An 18,550-nucleotide genomic window follows, 5' to 3' on the forward strand; every position below is an offset into this window, starting at 1 on the left:
TCCGCTCAGCAGGTTTTATTCTTTTTATAGGCTTCGGCCTTGGCCTGGCGTTCCTTGTGCAGGTCTTGGGCAATGCTGTTCATGCGTTCACGGATGAACTGTTCCGACAAGGCACCGGCAGCCTTCTTTTCGTCGTTCTCTCCGGTTCCCTGCTGTCCCGCTCCGGTCAGGCCGTGGGCGGCAAGGTCTTCGGCCACCTGTTTTTCCATGCGTTCGGATTCCAAAAACATGAGATAGGCCAGGGATGCGGCCGCATTGTTTTCCTCACTGCCGTCAGCGATGAGTTCGATTTGTTCCAAAGGCACGGTCTCGAAGAGTCGGTCCAGGAACATGTTCACCCATTTGGCGTAGAGGTCGGGCAGAACCGGCGGCACCAGCTCGGCCACCTGTTCCGCTGCGCCGTCCGCAGCCATGCCCGTAACCAGCAGGTATTCGGTCAGGGCTTCCTTGCGGCGGTCCGCATCGCGGTCCACGCGTTCCATGATCACTCCGAAGAGATGTTCGCGTATGGTCTGGACATCGGGCATAAATGGCTCCCGTGATGGATTGCTGGATGATTTCGTAGGCGGCAGGGTAGCGGAACGAACGCCCGGGTGCAAGGGCTGGCGCACGGGGGGGCGAGGCGTCTGGTTTGGGTCGGGTGGTCCATATTTTCCCCATCCCTTCCCTGCCCGTTGCTGTTCGTTTTCCGCTTTGCCACAGCCGCGTTTGTCCAGGCAGTCGGTGGAACGCCGATGCGTTGTGGAAAATTACCTTCCCGGAATGTAATGCTTTTCATCCGCGGTCTTTTGGCGTACCGCAAAACCATGAACTGGCTGCCACCCTCCTGGATTCCATTGTGCAATGTCGTGCTGTCCTTTGTGATCATGCTCGTTCTGGTTCGCTTTCGTTTCCCTTTGGGCGGAGCGATTTTGGCGGGCAGTCTGGCCCTGGGGCTGCTTTTCGGCATGTCCCTGCCGGATTGGGGCATGGCCGTGTTGTCGGCTCCGTTTGAAGAAAAACCGTTATTTTTGACGGCCATTATCGGATTGATCATGGCCCTGAGCCATCTTTTGGAGAAGAGCGGTCAGACCGGGCGGATCATGCATTCTGTCTCCGGGCTGATTCGCAATCCCCGTTTGCGCATGGCTTTTTTCGCGTCCCTGATCGGGCTGCTGCCCATGCCGGGCGGCGCGATTTTTTCCGCTCCGCTGGTACGCGGGGCCGCGCAGGATCTGGATGTTTCCCCGGACCGGCTGGCTTTGATCAACTATTGGTTCCGCCATGTCTGGGAGCTGGCCTGGCCCTTGTACCCCGGTGTGATTTTGGCCGCGGCCCTGGCCGGATTGCCCATCTCCTCCCTGCTGTCCCTGACCTTTCCCGGCCTGTTGCTGAGCCTGCTGTTGGGATGTTGGTTTTTTCTCCGTCCGGGCGTCTTACCCCTGGAACGGCGCGCCGACGCTCCAGAGGCCACCCCTCCCGGTCCGGTGTCCTGGTCCGCCATTGCCCGAGAGGGTTTGCCGCTGTTGGTGGCCATATTCGGCGCCGTGGGCCTGGAGGTGGTTATCGGCGTGTTGCAATTGCCGATTCCCTTTGAATTGGGCATGTGTGCGGCCTTGGCCCTGGCCATTGCCGTGGGAGTGGTCCAGAATACCGGAGGCGGGCGACTGTTGTTTCAGGCACTTACAGGACGGCCGTTTTTGTCCATGCTGTTCGTTATCGTGGGCATATTCGGCTACCAGGAGGTGCTGCGGGCCGCCGGAGCCGTGGAACGCATCGCCGAGCTGACGGGCGGGGGCGCGGCCCTGGCGTTCACCGCCGGGCTACTGCCGCTGCTCGTGGGAACGGTGACCGGCATTACCCTGGCCTATGTCGGCTCCACCTTTCCGCTGATTTTGGGCATGGCCGCCAATACGGGAACCGATCCCCTGGCCTGCGTGGTGTTGGGCATGTTTGCCGGATATGCGGGAATCATGGCCTCGCCTTTGCACATTTGTCTGGTGTTGACCTGTCAGTATTTCGGTACGGACATCACCCGTGTCTGGCGGCGGCTTCTTCTGCCTTCGGTCCTGTTGCTGGTGGCGGGGTACGTCTACTTCTTCCTGTTGTTGTAGGTGGGTGTTCAAAACCACAGGCTCGTTGTTTTTCCAAAAGAAAACGGCCCGTTCGTCAGGAACAGGCCGTTTTTTTTTTGGGAGTCGGGCCGCATGCGGGGCGACCGTGTTCCTCAATAGATCTTGCGACGGGAAAAGCTCGCACCCAGTACGTTGAAGGTATTTTCCACAATGAACAGGGATTGGTCGTCATGCGTGAAGACCAGTTCTTCCAGTCGCTTGAGCTGGATGTTGTTGATCACGGTCATGAGCAGGTCGCGGTCCGTGCCGGTGTACGCGCCCCGGCCGTGCAGGAAGGTCGCCCCGATGTGCATTTCTTCCAAAATGGTTGCAGCCAGTTTTTGCGGATCCCGGCTGATGATGAATACAATTTTGCGCTGCGAAAACATGGACAGGATGTATTCGGTGCAGACCGAGGAGATGAAAACCAGGATCAGCGAGGCCACAACCGCGTCCGGGGACATGCGGGTGACCATGAGCGCGAAGAGCATGGCGTTGAAGATCAGGTAGGTTTTGCCCACGCCCAGGTTGTATTTTCGGTTCAGCATGACGGCCAGCACGTCCAGGCCGCCTGCCGAGCCGAGGGACCGCAGCATTACGCCGCCCCCGGCGCCGCAAATCACGCCACCGGCCACGGCCGCATAGAGCTGGCTTTGAATGCCGAAGTCCAATTGGATCAGATCGAACGCCAGAATGGTCACCACGGTGGCATACAGCGAGTACCAGAAAAAGCGGTGGCTGACGAAAAACCAGCTGAGCACGAACAAAGGCACACTGAGTAGCGCGAACCAGAGGCTCGTGCTCATCACGCCCGAAAGGTAGTGCATGAACAGGGCGAGACCGAACAGGCCGCCCGTGATGAATTCATGGTGTACGACCGCGCCCTGGGCGCCTATCGCGAAAATGATGCTGCCCAGCGTGAGCAGCAGCAGGTTCCACCACACCGAGTATGTGTATTCCGTATTGGGCATTGTAAGGCCTTTTCAGGTTGCTGAACAAAGGGAAACAGTGCTTTTTTGAAAATACCGAACCGTTGCCGGATTGGGGCGCGGTGCGGGTTTTTCATCGCCGTTCCGGTTTGGGGCAACCTGTGGTTTCGATGGGGTTGCGGGCTGTTCGTTGTCGTAGAGAAAAACGGCTCGGGTCGATGCACGTTGGTACTCCGGCCCTGTACCTATGCCGACCGTGTTTGACAACCCCCGGACCGGGCCAAGACGCAAAAAAAGAATGGCGCCGCGTCTATACCTGCCATGCTGAAACTGCTATGCAAGGAAACGGAAAAAAGCGCCCATGACCGTACAGGCCGGAATATATCGTTTATCCGGCTTCGGTGGAAGTGCTCAGGGTGCATATTGTTTTTTTGCGGGAGGGGACGGCTCGTGAAACAGTGGTATCGGTTTTGTATCGTATTGTTGGCCGCAGTGGCCCTGTTCGGCTTTGCAAACTATGCGGCGTATGCAAAATCGCCCCCGTATGAGGATAATTACGGCGGCATCTGGCGTACGGATTGGGAGGACGTCATGTTCAGCATGGACTATGACGGACTGGTCACCGGAGCGTTCGATGCTGGAAAGGGCGGTCGGCTCGGCGGCGTGGTGCGGGTGGAGACTTTGCACGGGGTCTGGGCTGCGGACCAGGGGCAGACGCCATGCTCTGAAGAGCGCTGGGGAAGCCGCTATTGGGGCGACGTGGTCATGGTGTTCGATTACGGCGGAAATGGTCTTTCCGGCAAATGGGGCGCCTGCGGGGAGCCTCCGTCAACGCCTTTTACCGGCCGACGGCTCAAAATGCTGGAGATGAACGCCACGATCCCTATTCCGAGCGGCAAGCCCGTGCCTTCGCTGGATCCTGATTCCGTGGCGGTGCCCGCCGCACCCGGGTCGGATTATGTAGATGCGACACCCGGCATCGGCGGACCCGAGGGAACAGTGCCGGCAGATCCGGATCAGGCCGTTGCCGCGGATGTGGGACCAGCAGAACCGCCCGCGGATTTTCCCACATTGCCCGACTTTGCGCCCGTGCGGAGCGCCTTGACCGATCCGGCGGAGCTTTTGCCGCCCGATACCGCCTTGGATACGGTGCTGAATGGCGAGGTTTGGGAGATTGACGCGTTGGTGGACAAAGAGCCGGAGCGTTATTTGTCCGTGGGCTGGCCCTACCGCATGGCCTATGCCTCCTACCTGCCGCTGGGCAAGGAGCAGCCCATGCTGGACGTGCGGGTCTACACGGGTAATGACGCTGCCCTGAAGATCATTGAAGGCACTGGCCGGGAGTCCCTGCGGGATGCCAGGGATTGCGGCATCGTTGAAGGTGCCTTCAAGGGGACGGAATACGGCCGGTTCGTGCTTTGGTTCCGCCATAACGGGGCGGCTCTGCGCCTTTCCGGGCCTGACGAACCGTTGGTGCAAAAGCTGGCCCGTATTCTTCTGGATCGTTCGTAGGGGGGGACATGCGCAAGAGCATACTTGTTTGTTGTGTTGTCGCGGTATTGGCGCTGTGCGCTGGTGCTGTTGGGGCTGCCACGGAAAATCCCGCGGATCAGATCGTGGCGGAGCGGCTGCGCAAGGCTTCGGATCAACTCCGCACCGCGCATGACCAGTTGCAGGATATGCGCGAGGAAGTGGAGCGGGTACGCCGCGTGGCCACCGTGAATTTTCAAAACAACGCCTACAAGGTTTTCATGAAAGGCGTGCTGGACGTGTACGGCCGGGTGACCGCTCCGGGAGGTTGGGTGGATGCGGTGAACATGGCCGTGGAAACCGTGCAGAATCTCTGGAGCGATCCGACCTTGTTCGGTTCCATGGTACGCAAACCCGGATCCGAACAGCGTGCCTTGCTTTCGGCGGGCGCTGAGAACGCCTTGCGGTCAAGGGGCCGGGTCCGGCGATATCTGCACGATCTGGCCGTGATCATGCAATCCCCGTTGGCGCGGTTTGATGATGACCAGCCCCCGCTTCGTTCGGCCAAGGGCTGGTGGCGGTATCCCGGGGACGGGGTCACGGACGACGAGATCGAGCTGGTAACCCGGAAGTTGCAGGTGGTCCGCAATTTGAGCGAAAAGCTTGTGTCGGTTATGGACCGGGAATTGGCTTCACTGCGCGAACAGCGAAAGAACATGCTGGCGGTAATTGCCGAACTGGAAGCGGCCAAACCCGCGTCCAAGCAAAGCGGAACAGCGGACCGGGCCTACCTTGAAAGTCTTATGCCTCTGCCTGGGGACATCCCCATGCCGCCGTCCACCGCACCGGACAAGGAGCCGACAAAAGAATGGGGAATTTCGGACGGCAACGCCTTCCCAAATTACGATCCCAAGGACAAATATACCGGATTTGAGGAATTGACCTGGCGGTATTCCACATCGTTGCAATACCCAGCGGACCCGGATGAGCAGTATGATTATGATGTGTACGTCCTGCTCATGCGCGGCGATCCGGCCGCCATTGCCAAGGCGTATGACGAAGGCGTGGCCTTTATCGCGTCTATGGGTGACATGGACAAGGGATACAAGCCTATTCAGGAACTGGACATAGGAGAACGCGGGCATATTCGTGAAGCCACCAGGGACGGTGGATGGAACCATTCCATCATGTTCCGCAAAAAAGGCATCTTGGTGGAGGTTCGGTCTTCTCCCTGGGCAGGCGGGCTGGACGTAGGTAAGCAGGCGGCCCGGGCCGTTGCCGCTCGCATCCGATGAATGTCCGGCCGCTTATGCGGCAGGCGGCCATGAAGTTAAACCGTTGGTGAGCCGGAGGCTCGGCGGGAAAGCCTCGTCACACGCGTCGCCGTAGTATGAAAAAGGGTCGCCCAAAGGCGACCCTTTTTATATGTCGCCCAAGGGCGACTTCCGGCAGAAGCCGAAGGAGGTTTATTTCAGCCAGCCTTCCACCTGCTCGGGGTTCTCGTTGATGAAGCGCACCGCGTTTTCATACGGGGTGCCGCCGTCCTGGTTCCAGGCCATGATGGACTGGAGTTGGTTGGTGTCGGTGTAGGAGAAGTTGTTCAGGAAGTTGTACACCTCGGGCATGTCGTCCTTCAGACCGGTACGCACGATGGTGTGGATGCTTTCCTCGCCGCCCAGGACGCCCTTGGGGTCTTCCAGGTATTTGAGGTCCCACTTGCCGAACATCCAGTGCGGGGACCAACCGGTCACCGCGACCCATTCGTTGTTCTTGATGGCGGACTGCAGCGCGGCGGTCATGGTGGCGCCGGAGCCTTCCATCAGGGTGTAGTCCAGGCCGTACTGTTCGATCACGTCTTCGGAAAGACGCATGATGCCAGCGCCCGGGTCGATGCCGATGATGCGCCCCTGGAACTTGTCCTTAACGCTGTTCAGCTCCTCGATGGAATCGATGGTCACGTAGGTCGGCACGGCCCAGCCGAGGCGAGCGCCGCCGGTGATGGGACCGAGGTCTTCCACCTTGCCTTCCATTTTGGCGAGGTAGTCGGCGTGGGTCACGGGCAGCCAAGCCGTCACGAAGCCGTCCACGTCACCGCTGGCAGTGGCCTGCCACATGGCCGCCGCGGCCACGGGAAGGATTTCCACGTCGTAGCCCATCTTTTCCTGGAGCACGGCGCGAACCACGTTGGTGCTGGCAACGGCGCAGTCCCACTCAACGTAGGCGATGCGTACTTTGCCTTTACCCGCAAAAGCGGGAACCACCAGGGACGCGCACAGGGCCATAGCGGCCAAAAGCGTCAGAATCCGTTTCATACCTTGTCCTCCTCTAGATTATTTACCGTTGTTTCTGGAGCCGACCTTCTGCAGGACACGGTCCAGAATCATGGCTACGATGACGATGCCGATTCCCGCCTCGAAGCCATTACCCATTTCAAGCCGCTGGATGGCCTTCCAAACTTCGCCGCCGAGTCCCTTTGCGCCGATCATAGCCGCGATAACGACCATGGAGAGAGCCAGCATGACGGTCTGGTTCACGCCCGCCATGATGGTGGGAGTGGCCAGAGGCAGCTCAAGCTTGAACAAGCGCTGCCAGCGGTTAGAGCCGAATGCCTCGGCGCATTCCACCAGCTCGCGGGGCACCTGCTTGATGCCCAGGCTGGTCAGCCGGATGGCCGGGGGAACGGCGAAGACCACTGTCGAGAAAATGGCCGCCACCTTGCCCAGACCGAAGAACGGAATGGCCGGAATGAGGTAGACAAAGGCGGGCATGGTCTGCATCACGTCCAGGATGGGCGTGACCACCTTGTCTACGGGTTTATACATTGCCGCCAGGATGCCCACGGGGACGCCGATGAGGATGGCGACCAGCGTGGAGATGATCACCAGCGCGATGGTGCTGGTGGTGGCGGCCCAGAGTTCCATGTTCCAGACCAGGGCCAGCCCCAGCAGGGTGAGCAGGGTCACGCCGCGTTTGCGGGTGAGCCACCAGGTCAGTCCTGCGGCGATGAGGATGAAAAGCCAGGGCGGCATGAACTGGAGAGCGGACTGCAAAGCCGTGAGTCCGGTCTCCATGACTTTGGAGAAGGCTTTTGTGGCAAAGGCGAAGTGGTCCACCAGCCATTCGATGAACATTTCAATGCCTTCGCCGAGAGGAATGCGTGGGATATTGATCATGTTAGTTGACCCCCCTTTCAGCGATGGCGCCCAACAGAGCGCCGCGGTTGATGACGCCCTTGATGCGGTTCATGTCGTCCACCACGGCGAGCGGGTAGGGCAGGTCGTGCAACAGGTTGATGATGTCCATGGCGGGCGTATCGGCCTGGACGGTCTTGAGGTCGGTCTTGAGGATGGACTTGATGTCGCGTTCCCCTCGGGACGCTGCTTCGGAGCAGTCCTCCGCATAGACGATGCCTTGCAGGGTGTGTCCCTTGTCGATGACGAAGAGGCTGGAGATGCCGCCGCTCTTCATCTTGCGCAGGGAGGCGCGGGGTCCGTCCGAATTGATATAGCCCAGTGCCTTGGCCTTTTTCATGACGCTGTCCGCGGTAAGCACCTTGGTGATGTCCACGTTTTCGACGAAGCGTTCCACGTAGTCGTTGGCCGGGTGGGTGAGGATGTCCTCGGCAGTGCCGACCTGCACGATGGCGCCGTCCTTCATGAGCACGATGCGGTCGCCCAGCTTAATGGCTTCGTCCAGATCGTGACTGATGAACAGGATGGTCTTGTGCATCTTTTCCTGCAGGTTGATCAGCTCGTCCTGCATGTCGGAACGGATCAACGGATCAAGCGCCGAGAAGGCTTCGTCCATGAGCAGGATGTCCGCATCCAGGGCCAGGGCGCGGGCCAGGCCCACGCGCTGCTGCATGCCGCCGGAAAGCTGTCCGGGCATGGAGTCTTCCCAGCCGTTCAGCCCCACCAGATCCAGCGCTTCCATGGCCTTTTGGCGACGGGTGGCCGGATCCACGCCTTTGATTTCAAGGCCGTAGGCGGTGTTGTCGGCCACGGTGCGATGCGGGAACAGGGCGAAGTTCTGAAACACCATGGCGAGCTTGGAGAGCCGCAGGTCGCGCAATCCCTTGTCGTCAAGCTTGGTGACTTCTTGTCCGTCGATACGCACGGTGCCGGCGGTGGGTTCGATGAGTCGGTTGATGCAGCGGACCAGAGTGGATTTTCCTGATCCGGAAAGGCCCATGACCACGACGATTTCCCCTTCCTCGACCTGGAAGGAGGCGTCGTTCACGCCGACGCCGTGTTTGAGCTTGTCCATAACTTCGGCCTTGGTGGCGCCTTTTTTGACGGCCTCCATGGCACGCTTCGGGTGCGGCCCGAAGATCTTGTAGAGGTTTTCTACCTCGATTTTCGCCATACTTCCTCCGGGATGTTCCGGTCATTTGGATTATGTTGTTGTATATATTCCCAAAAGACGGTCCTGGTGGGTATTAGGTGTATTCTATCCTATATCCAGTGGACCATGTCCAGCCTGATTTGGGATGGAGGCTGATGAGCGGGGGTCAGAGCAGAATGGGGATGGGGTATCGATCACGCAGCCCACAGGGGCGCATGTGACGATAAATAAACGATATTGTTTGACTATCTCGTAAAGAGAGGGAGGAAAAGCCGGAAGAACTGTAGTAATCTGTAGCGTTGTCTTCTTTCATAGGTGTAATTATGCTGTATTCTACTGTAAGGTGGAAGCTTGCTGGGTATTGCTTTGGCTACTATACAAACTTCATGATTGCTGTGTGTCTTCTTACAGTACAGCTCGGTCGATTCTCCATGGGGTGATTTTGGCTCGTTGCTGGAATGATTATTCTTTTATTGTCCTACATAAACCATTGGGGTTTGTCAACTAGAGTATTCCAGTGGTGTTACAAGATATTGAGATCGTTTTGAGATGTTTTGCGCTGAATATTCCATATTAGGTTGAGTATACTCGTTCAAACGCGTTTTTTTGGCGAAATGCTTAGTATTGATGCGGCAGAGGACCGGGAGGACGGAGATGAGCTGGTTGGTAAATCTAACAGATCAAAAAGAAAGGATAATTTTGTCTGACACGGCTGGGGTCCGGGCATGGAACGGTGTGTGGGAGGCTTTGGAACCATTGGGTTGAGCGTTGCGGGCAATCTGCTCATCGAAAGAGGGCGTCCCTACTCGATGCAGCTTCAACTGTGGGGCCAGCGCCTACGCGAAAGAGCGATGTTTTCTTTGCGTGCGGTCTCCTGTCGTACGCTTACGCCCCACCCAGGGGGACATTATGCTGGGGAGCCATGTCCGTAGGTGCAGCAGGGGGCGGCTATGTCGTGCAGGAGAAGAGGAGAAGCAAGGGGAAAAAGGAGAAAAGGGGAACACGCTAAAAGTGAAGCTGTCAGGAACCAACGATCAACGAGTGAAAACCCGATTCCGGCCTTGCTCCTTGGCTTGGTAGAGAGCCTGATCCGCTTTTTTCAAGGTGGATTCCACGGATTGATCCGAAGCGGTTGCTTGCGCCACCCCCAGACTGACGGTGAATCGAAGTTCTCCTTCGTCCACGGGGATGCGCAGAGCGTCGATGGAACGTCGGATGCGCTCCGCCAGATCCACGGCTCCGTCCAGATCGGTTTCCGGAGCCAGCACGACGAATTCTTCACCACCAAAGCGGGCCAGCAGGTCCGATCGGCGCAATTGTTTTTCCGCCGTGCGGGTCAGTTGGCGCAGAACTTCGTCCCCCACGTCGTGGCCGTAGGTATCGTTCACATTTTTAAAATGATCCGCGTCGATCATGATCACAGACAGGTCCGTACTGTGCCGGTTGGCCCGTTCGAATTCTTCTTCGGCCCGCTGCAGCAGGTGTCGTCTGTTGTAGGCCCGCGTCAGTTCGTCGCGAATGGCCATATCACGCAGTCGGCCCAGGGTTTCCAGCATGTCCAGGTTCAGAGAAACGCGGCTGTAGAGTTCTTCGGGGGTGAATTCCTGGCTGATGGACCCTCCGGCTCCGAACTTAATCAGCCGGGCAACGTTGTGTCCATCTTCGGGACCGGCAAAGACCATGACGGCCAGTTCTTCCTGGGAGTGGACCTGTCGAATTTTGTTGAGCATTCTCGTGGTGGCGTCGTGTTCCAGGGTCGCATCCAAAAGAAGCAGGCGGATGTTGTCGTGCTCCTGCAACTGTTGGAATACTTGGTTTTGATCGCAGGCTTCCAGCACCTGATAGTTCTGGCGTTCCAGAAGGCCGCGGACCCGTTGCCGCAGCAGTTGGCGCTTGTGTGCCACAAGGATGTTGACTTCGGGGTTGTGGTGCAGGCGCCGCACCAGGCTGGTGACGTGTTCAAAGCTCTCCATGCTTTCTTTGGCCACATAGTCCACAATACCCCGGGACCACATGGCTTCCTGGGTGGCGGCGTCCACCCGGGAGGTGAAGATCACTGTGGGGATGTGCTGGACGGCTTGTTCCACAATCGTGTCGGCCGTGGCGTCCGCGAGTACTGTTCCGAAGATGCCGACCAGAAACGGACCTTCCTCCTGAATGGCGAGAAGGGCGTCATTCAGGCTGAGAGAACACACGACCTTGGCACCCAGTCGGTTTTCCAGCATGCCGGAAAGAATCTTCAATACACTTCGTGAATTGTCTGCGATGAGTACGGGGAGCATCCGGCATAATACGGCGGTAGGGTTTTTATGGCAACAGGGAATTAGATCGGTGGGATATGTGGTGGGGGATACGTTTTCGCGGATAATAATTCGTTTGTTTGGGCGTTGCGGGTATGCGAATAATAGGGATTGCTTGGTTGTTTAAAAAGGGGGCTGCATGACGTGGGAAGCGGATGTATTCCGCGATAACGAGGAATGGCTCATGGGCCGGATCCTCAAGTATGCCGAGCGTCAAGGGTACACACGCTATACCTCCACCTTGCAGGAGGCCTGGCGCGTGTCCGTGTCCGGGCTGACGACCGCCCTGGTCGCTGCGTTGGAGCAATGGGGCGGAGAGCTGTTCGAATTCGGTCCGCATGGCCGTCCTCCGGAGTCCGTTGTTTCGTTCGCTGTGACCGAATCCCGGCGGCACCGGGAGCGCGGTGTCAATCTGCTCATGTTCCTGGGACTGCTGAAGTATTATCGGCGTACCTATCTTGATCTTGTGGATGAATTCGTGCCCGACGAGCAGGATCGTCAACACCTGCATCGTTTTGTGGTCGGTTTTTTCGACTGCCTGGAAATGACCATCAGTGTTGATTGGGCAGACTCGGACGAACAGGGGCGGATGGAGGAACTCCAGTCCGCCAACCGGAGTCTGACAAATGAAAAAAATAAATATCTGACATTGTTTGAAAGCTTTACCCAGCCCGTGTTGCTGCTGGATACCCTGGGCGATATCCTGAACATGAATTTCGCCGCTGCCCGTCTTTTGGGGATGGACCGCGCTCCCGGGGGCGTTCACTACAACGCGGCACGCCGGGACGACCCGTTTTCTTCGCAAGATATGAAGCTGATACTGCGTGAAAATCCATGGTTTTTGGACGTACTGCAGTCTTTATTTGCCGCAGAAGGGGAAAATGGAAAGCACTTGAAACTGCGGGTGGCGACCCCGGCCGACAAAGGCGAACGTTGGTTCGATGTGCAGGGAACGCCCATGCCGGACGTCTCCGGGAAATTCGTGGGTACGGTGTTGGTGTTCACCGATGTGACGCGGCGTATCCGTGCTGAATTGGATCTGGAGGAGTCGCGGTGGGATCAGGAGCGGCGGGTGCAGCAACGCACCGTGGAGCTGGAGCGGACACGCCGCCGTTTGCGACAGGGCGAGGAGGAATACCGCTTTCTGGTAGATAACCTGCAAGAGGGCGTTTGGCTGCTGGGGGCCAAAGGGGAGACCCTGTTCGTGAATCCGCGTATGGAACAGCTGGTGGCCAGTCCGCCCGGCGGCATGTATGCCCGGCGGTTTTCCGAGTATTGCGTGCATCCGGAAGATGTGGCTCTGTGCGCTTCAGCTCGTGACTGTCGTGACCACCGCAATGTGGAGTGTGAGTTGAACCGGGAGGATGGGCGGACCATTTATGTGAATATGGCATTGAGTCCGGTGTTGGACGACAACGGAGACTCTCTGGGAACGCTTGCCGCGGTCATGGACATCACGGCCAGGAAACGGACCGAGGAACAGCTTCGTCGGAGCGAGTCCAACCTTGCCGAAGCCCAGCGTATCGCCCAATTGGGCAGTTGGGAGTGGAATGTGGAGGACGGTAGTCTGTCCTGGTCCGACCAGACGTTCCGCATCTTTAAGCTGGCGCCCGAAGAGGGACCGTTGAGTTATCGTGGCTTCTTGGAAATGGTGCATCCGGATGACCGGGGATTGGTTCTGGCGGCTGTGCGCCGTGGGCTACAGACCGGCCATTATACTGTGGAGCACCGGGTGACCTTGGCGGATGGCCGGGAACGCCATGTGGCCGAGCGGGCCGGGCTGGTGCGCACGCGTGACGGCGGTCGGCGGATGGTCGGCACCGTGATGGACATCACCAGCCGAAAAAAGGCTGAGCAGGAATTGCTCGCAGCCAAGGAAGAGGCCGAATCCGCCAATATGGCGAAATCCAAATTTCTTGCCAATATGAGCCATGAATTGCGTACCCCGCTGAACGGCATCATGGGCATGAACCAGTTATTGCTGGAAAATTGCGAGGAAGGCGAGAACCGGGAATTACTGGAACTGTCGCTGGACTGCGCACGGCGTTTGACGCGGCTGATCAGCGACCTGCTGGATCTTTCCGTGATCGAGGCGGGATTGATCGGATTGGAGCGCCGCCCCTTCTTCCTGCGCCGGACCGTGGAAGGCCTGATGCGGGTCATGAGTATGCAGGCCGAAGACAAGGGGCTGAAGCTGCATTGGGAAGTGGATGAATCGGTGCCGGATGAACTGAAGGGAGATGAGGGCCGGTTGCGACAGGTGCTCGTGAATCTGCTGGGCAATGCCTTGAAATTTACGGAAAAGGGTGAAGTAGAGCTGCAAATCACCCGTGTAGACGGAAACGGTGGCAAGGTTTGGCTGGCGTTTCGCATCCGGGACACCGGGGTCGGCATTGGGGAGGAATATCTTTCCACGATTTTCGATAGTTTTTCTCTTGGGGAAGATTATCTGACCAAACGTTATGGCGGGTCCGGACTTGGACTGTCCATTTCCAAGCAGATTGCGGAAAAGATGGGCGGCAATATCAGCGTGGAAAGCGAAAAGGGCGAAGGAAGCGTGTTCAGCCTGGTGCTGCCCATGGATCGGCCCGCGTTGGATTTGCAGGAGGCCCGGCAGGAACGTGACCGACAGTTCATCGACAAGTATTTGGGATTGCGTGTGCTCGTTGTGGAAGATGAGGCTGTGAATTGCCTTATGGCCGTGCGGATGTTGCAACGCCGGGGCGTGGATACGCTTACCGCGTCCAATGGGGAAGAAGCGCTTGGCATACTCGCGCAGGAAGATGTGGACATGGTGCTTATGGATTTGCAAATGCCGAAACTCAATGGCTTGGAAACCATGAAGCGCATTCGATCCGGGCATAATAACGTGCGCGATCCGAACGTGCCGGTGGTGGCTTGCACCGCGTTTGCGCGGAAGAAAGATCAAAAGGCCTGTGAAGAGGCAGGTATGAATGCTTTTTTAAGCAAACCCTTCAACGCAAAGGAACTTTTTACGACTATTCGGGAACATGCCTTGACCCGGAGCAAACCCACCGAACGCCGAGGAGGGGATGCAAAGAAAGAGGAAAAAAACTGAGAGGGATCCGTTTTTTTTTTCGGCGTCCTCTCACTCCATGCCCCGGGCCGCGCACGAGCGGGAGACCAGCAAACGGGAGCCAAAGGGACGCGCGTTTCCGGGGTGTCCAAGGCATGGCTTGGGGCCGGTTTACCGCAAGGAATTGATGTCCACGGGTTGCCCGCAGCAGGGACACCGATGCACGGTGTGGATGCCTGCCTGATTTGCCGCGACGATGTGGGCGCGCAGCAGTCCGGGACCGCCTGGGAGATATGCCACCAAAAAAGCCGCGCCGCATTGACAATACCGCTGTTGCATCGTGCTGCCTCCTGGTTTGGTATTCCGAGCCATCGGAATGGGGTCGGTGTGTAACATGTTGTTATCGTTAGTTGACTTTAGTTGTTCTTTGGTAAACATGTTGATCAAAAAAAAGCCCTGGGTAACGGCCCGGGGGCTTTGTTAAAGTTTAGTGATATTCCCGGGAGATCCAGAGAACTTTACCGATGATGCGGACGTTGAGCAGCTCGTCCCCGGAAAGACGGATGGGGCTGTAGTCGGTGTTGTCGCTATGCAGCACGAGCTGTCCGGGAAGTTTTTCTATGCGTTTGACGAGCACGGTGTCCTCCACGCCGACGGCATAAATGCCTCCTGCGTAGACATCGGTTTTGGACTGGTCGATGAGCACCATGTCGCCGTCCTGTAGCTCCGGTTCCATGCTGTTTCCCACCACTTGCATGAGCACCATGGCCCGGGGATCGCCTTTGCGGCGTACCCAGTCCGCGCGGAAGGCGTAATATCCCTCGACGCGGCCTTCCGTCTCAAAGGATCCGCCCCCGGCGCAGAGCCGGGCACGCACTTTGGGGATTCGGGCAAAGTCGTCCACCATGGGTTCGGGTTCGTGTGTGGTGGTGTGCGGTGTGGGCTTGGCCTGGCCCCGTCCGGTTTCGAGCCACCCCGGATCCACGTTGTATCTCCCGGCGATCTCCAGAATCCACCGTGCCGGAATGGATTCCTTTTTTTTAGCCAGGGATACAGCGGCCCGTCCCACACCCAGTTCCCGAGCAAGATCGGACTGATTGCGCAATTCGGTGACGTGTTGCACGCGTTTGAAAAATTCTGCAAAGGATCGCCCAGTCACATGGCACCTCGACTTTGATGTTTTGATTTTGTATATCTAAGCAATACGAAGTTGTCAACCGATGGGATAAGGTTTCTGTTGCCTCCTTGACCTCGGCAGGCTCCCGGTCCTATGGAGGGGCATGACCAGAAACAATATCCTCCTTGAATCCGGCACCAACGAGCTGGAGCTTGTAGAATTTTATATTGATGAGCGGTTGCCGGAGCACGAAGAGCCGTATCGCGGCTACTACGGTGTAAACGTTGCCAAGGTGCTGGAAATTATCCGGCTTCCCGAGGTTACCCCGCTGCCGGATCGCCCGCATCCAAGTGTGTTGGGGGCTTTTGATCTGCGGGGGCGCATCGTGCCGTTGGTGGATTTGGCGTTGCTCATGGGCATGCAGCGGGTGGAGCACGTTGAACCCAAAGTCATTGTTTCGGAATTCAATTCCATCCAAACCGCGCTCCTGGTTTCTGGGGTGACCCGCATTCACCGGATATCGTGGAAAAATATTGAGCCGCCCGATGAGCAGGTGGCCAGCTTCTGTTCGCGCAACATCACGGGCGTGGTGCGGCTTGCCGAACGTGTGCTGCTCATTTTGGACATGGAGAAGATCATCGGTGACATCAGTCCGTCATCGGCCATGACCTCGGATGAGCAGGAGCTGCAAACCGTGGCTGAGCACAATCCACAATACAAGGCGCTGGTGGCCGATGACTCCGACGCCATTCGCAAGCTGATGATTTCCGTGTTGACCAGGGCCGGGTTTGAGGTCACGGGAGCGTCCAACGGCCGTGAGGCATGGGAGATTCTCCAGGACGCAAAACAGAGCAGCCGTGACGAGGATCGGCCTATTCAGGAATGGTTCGATGCGGTGGTGACGGATATTGAGATGCCGTCCATGGACGGGCATACGCTCTGCCGCCGCATCAAGGAGGATCGGCACCTGCGGGCATTGCCCGTGGTGCTGTTTTCCTCCCTGATTACGGATAGCCTGCGCCACAAGGGGGAAAGCGTGGGGGCTGACGATCAGATCGCCAAGCCCGATATCGGGCGGCTTGCCGAAGTGGTTTTGGAGTTGCTCAGCGGGACAGGGAACGAACCAGCGTAAGATCCGCTTCCAGCTGGTCCAGGCGTACTTCCTCCAGGATAACTTCCACCTCCTGCCCCAGGCGGAACATGCGTCCCGTGCGTTCCCCCACGAGAATTTCCCTGTCGCGCCAATAGGCGTAGTAGTCATCGTTCAGCGAGGAGAGCCGGACGGTTCCCTCGGCCAGACCGCCGAGCAGTTCCACGCGGAATCCATAATCCGTGACCGATGAGATCACACCCCGGAGATGATCGCCTTCGTGCTGGCGTAAAAAGAGCGCGGCCGCACGGCGATGGATTTCCCGCTCCGCATCCGTGGCACGTCGTTCACGGCTGTTGACCTGATCCGCGGCGTTACGCAGCCGTTTGCGGTTGGGGACGGGCTGGCTTCCGTCGCCCAGGGCGGATTTGAGCAGCCGGTGGACCACCAGGTCGGCATAGCGGCGAATCGGCGAGGTGAAGTGGCAGTAGCTTTCCGAAGCGAGGCCATAATGCCCTTCGTTTTCCGGCGAGTATTGGGCCTGCATCATGGAGCGCAGCAGCAGCCGGTTGACCAGGAAGGTCCATTCCGTGGATTCGGCCTTGTGCAGGAGCTTTTGCAGATCCTGGATGTCCGGCCGTTCCGGGAGTGCGAGTTCCGGTGAGGTACGGCGCAGCACCTTGGCCAACCGTTCCAGCTTTTCCGCGTCGGCCTGGGGGTGGATGCGGAACAGACAGCCCGGACCGGCGCTTTCGAGAAAACGGGCCACGGCCTCGTTGGCCGCCACCATGCATTCCTCGATGAGCTGGTGTCCAAAGTGCCGCTCAAGGGGGCGCAGCTCCGCAATGCGGTTGTTTTCGTCCGTGCGGATGTCGGCCTCGGGCAGATCGAAATCCAGACTTCCCCGTTCCGAACGCCGTTGTTTGATCTTGCGGGTCAATTCTTCGGCCAGCTCCAGCATGGGGAGCACCGGGCCGAGTTGTTGGCGTTCCGATTCCTGTTTTTCCAGCAGGGCGCGCTTGATCTGCCCGTAGGTGAGCCGGGCCTTGCTTTGAATCACGGCCGGAAAATATTCGGCCTCCGCAGGCTCGCCCCGATCGGAAAAATCAATGCTCACGGCCATGACCAGCCGCGGCGTGTTCGGATTCAGGGAGCACAGCCCGTTGGAGAGTCTTTCAGGAAACATGGGTTCCACGGACAACGGGAAATAATAGGAGTTGCCCCGTTCATAGGCCTCCTGATCCAGGTCCGAGCCGGGACGCACATAATGGCTCACGTCCGCAATGGCCACCCAGAGGCGGTAGCCCTTTTTGCCCCGACGTTCCACGAAGATGGCGTCATCGAAATCCTTGGCCGTGGCCCCGTCGATGGTCACGAAGTCCATTGTGCGCAGGTCGCGCCGATCCCGAAAGTCGTTTTCATCCGGTTGCGTGGGCAGTGTGGCGGCTTCATCCAGAACGGTCTGGGGAAATTTGGTCGGCACCTGGTGCGTGGCCTTGACCAAGGCTTCCTGTACGGCCAGGTCTTCCTCGTTGCCGAGCAGTTCCTGAAATGCCGCCTCCCAAAGGTGCGGCTCCAGGCGTTCGCCGGGCGTGACCACCACGATTTGTCCAGGCCGCAATTTGCGTTCGATTTCCACCACCATGCCGAAGCCCAGTAGCGGATCCGTGGGACGGGTCAGGTAGGCGCCGCCACCCACGCGGCGAACCACACGCGCCGTGAGGGTCTGGCGACCGCGTTCCAGGATGCGTACGATTCGCCCTTCATTGTTTTTTTTGCGGTGTTCACGCAATACGGCCGCAACAACACGGTCTCCATGCCAGGCCTCGCCCAAGTCCTTTTCGGAAATGAACAGGTCTTTGCGTCGGGAATCCTCGGGAATCACAAACCCCACGCCGGAGCGTTTCACTTCCAGCCGTCCGGTGACGAGGCGCATTTTGTCCACCAGGCCGTAGGCACCCCGGGTGCGGATGAGTTTTCCCTTGTCCACAAGGGTTTTGAGGATTTCACGCAGGGCGGGCCGATCCCGTTTCTTGAGTTGCAAGGCCCGGCCGATGTCTGCCCGTGTGAGCGGACGTGCGCCCTGTCGAAAGGCGGCCAGTACGCCGGCTTCGTTGAGCAGCCCGTTTCCCCGGTGGTTTTTTTTTGTTTTTTTTCGTTTGCCTGCCAC

General features: G+C 58.3%; 14 protein-coding genes. 5 read left to right on the forward strand and 9 right to left on the reverse strand.

The window, feature by feature from the left end:
- Positions 1 to 5: 5 nt before the first annotated feature.
- Entirely contained in the window at positions 6 to 527 is a 522-nt protein-coding gene (locus B5D49_RS02860) for a hypothetical protein (protein ID WP_078716150.1), read from the reverse strand.
- 240 nt (positions 528 to 767) lie between these two features.
- Here B5D49_RS02860 and B5D49_RS02865 point away from each other — a divergent pair, with 240 nt between their 5' ends.
- Complete coding sequence (locus tag B5D49_RS02865; RefSeq protein WP_234990610.1) at positions 768 to 2,093, forward strand: DUF401 family protein; 1,326 nt, start codon at positions 768 to 770, stop codon at positions 2,091 to 2,093.
- A 113-nt stretch (positions 2,094 to 2,206) separates the two neighbouring features.
- Here B5D49_RS02865 and B5D49_RS02870 read toward each other — a convergent pair whose 3' ends face one another.
- The gene (locus B5D49_RS02870) at positions 2,207 to 3,064 is read right to left on the reverse strand and encodes a YitT family protein (protein ID WP_078716152.1); all 858 of its coding nucleotides are present in this window, start codon (positions 3,062 to 3,064) and stop codon (positions 2,207 to 2,209) included.
- Positions 3,065 to 3,472: 408 nt separating this feature from the next.
- Between B5D49_RS02870 and B5D49_RS02875 the strand changes: the two genes are divergently transcribed.
- Positions 3,473 to 4,534, forward strand: coding sequence for a hypothetical protein (locus B5D49_RS02875; RefSeq protein WP_078716153.1), 1,062 nt, complete (start codon positions 3,473 to 3,475; stop codon positions 4,532 to 4,534).
- Positions 4,535 to 4,542: 8 nt separating this feature from the next.
- Positions 4,543 to 5,787, forward strand: coding sequence for a hypothetical protein (locus B5D49_RS02880; RefSeq protein WP_078716154.1), 1,245 nt, complete (start codon positions 4,543 to 4,545; stop codon positions 5,785 to 5,787).
- Positions 5,788 to 5,958: 171 nt separating this feature from the next.
- Here the strand turns inward: B5D49_RS02880 and B5D49_RS02885 are convergent, their stop codons facing one another.
- The 4 genes from B5D49_RS02885 to B5D49_RS02900 form a co-directional block, all read right to left on the reverse strand.
- Positions 5,959 to 6,804: a glycine betaine ABC transporter substrate-binding protein gene (locus tag B5D49_RS02885; protein WP_078716155.1), complete on the reverse strand. Its 846-nt coding sequence runs from the start codon at positions 6,802 to 6,804 to the stop codon at positions 5,959 to 5,961.
- 18 nt (positions 6,805 to 6,822) lie between these two features.
- Positions 6,823 to 7,665, reverse strand: a complete 843-nt coding sequence (locus B5D49_RS02890) for an ABC transporter permease (RefSeq protein WP_078716156.1) — start codon at positions 7,663 to 7,665, stop codon at positions 6,823 to 6,825.
- 1 nt (position 7,666) lies between these two features.
- A complete protein-coding gene (locus tag B5D49_RS02895) occupies positions 7,667 to 8,857 on the reverse strand; it encodes a quaternary amine ABC transporter ATP-binding protein (protein WP_078716157.1) in 1,191 nt (396 codons plus the stop codon).
- A gap of 1,013 nt (positions 8,858 to 9,870) precedes the next feature.
- Positions 9,871 to 11,079, reverse strand: coding sequence for a sensor domain-containing diguanylate cyclase (locus B5D49_RS02900; RefSeq protein ID WP_159447116.1), 1,209 nt, complete (start codon positions 11,077 to 11,079; stop codon positions 9,871 to 9,873).
- A 196-nt stretch (positions 11,080 to 11,275) separates the two neighbouring features.
- Between B5D49_RS02900 and B5D49_RS02905 the strand changes: the two genes are divergently transcribed.
- The gene (locus B5D49_RS02905; RefSeq protein WP_078716159.1) at positions 11,276 to 14,215 is read left to right on the forward strand and encodes a PAS domain-containing hybrid sensor histidine kinase/response regulator; all 2,940 of its coding nucleotides are present in this window, start codon (positions 11,276 to 11,278) and stop codon (positions 14,213 to 14,215) included.
- 129 nt (positions 14,216 to 14,344) lie between these two features.
- Here the strand turns inward: B5D49_RS02905 and B5D49_RS14930 are convergent, their stop codons facing one another.
- Both B5D49_RS14930 and B5D49_RS02910 read right to left on the reverse strand, forming a co-directional pair.
- The gene (locus B5D49_RS14930) at positions 14,345 to 14,512 is read right to left on the reverse strand and encodes a hypothetical protein (protein WP_200806761.1); all 168 of its coding nucleotides are present in this window, start codon (positions 14,510 to 14,512) and stop codon (positions 14,345 to 14,347) included.
- A 148-nt stretch (positions 14,513 to 14,660) separates the two neighbouring features.
- The gene (locus tag B5D49_RS02910) at positions 14,661 to 15,332 is read right to left on the reverse strand and encodes a LexA family transcriptional regulator (protein WP_078716160.1); all 672 of its coding nucleotides are present in this window, start codon (positions 15,330 to 15,332) and stop codon (positions 14,661 to 14,663) included.
- Between the two features lie 121 nt (positions 15,333 to 15,453).
- Between B5D49_RS02910 and B5D49_RS02915 the strand changes: the two genes are divergently transcribed.
- Positions 15,454 to 16,422: a chemotaxis protein gene (locus B5D49_RS02915; protein WP_078716161.1), complete on the forward strand. Its 969-nt coding sequence runs from the start codon at positions 15,454 to 15,456 to the stop codon at positions 16,420 to 16,422.
- Here the strand turns inward: B5D49_RS02915 and rnr are convergent.
- On the reverse strand, positions 16,394 to 18,550 hold the full coding sequence (gene rnr / locus B5D49_RS02920; protein WP_234990611.1) for a ribonuclease R: 2,157 nt from the start codon (positions 18,548 to 18,550) through the stop codon (positions 16,394 to 16,396). The two genes, B5D49_RS02915 and rnr, sit on opposite strands and share 29 nt — an antisense overlap.

Source organism: Paucidesulfovibrio gracilis DSM 16080 (genome assembly GCF_900167125.1).
Lineage (GTDB): Bacteria > Desulfobacterota > Desulfovibrionia > Desulfovibrionales > Desulfovibrionaceae > Paucidesulfovibrio > Paucidesulfovibrio gracilis.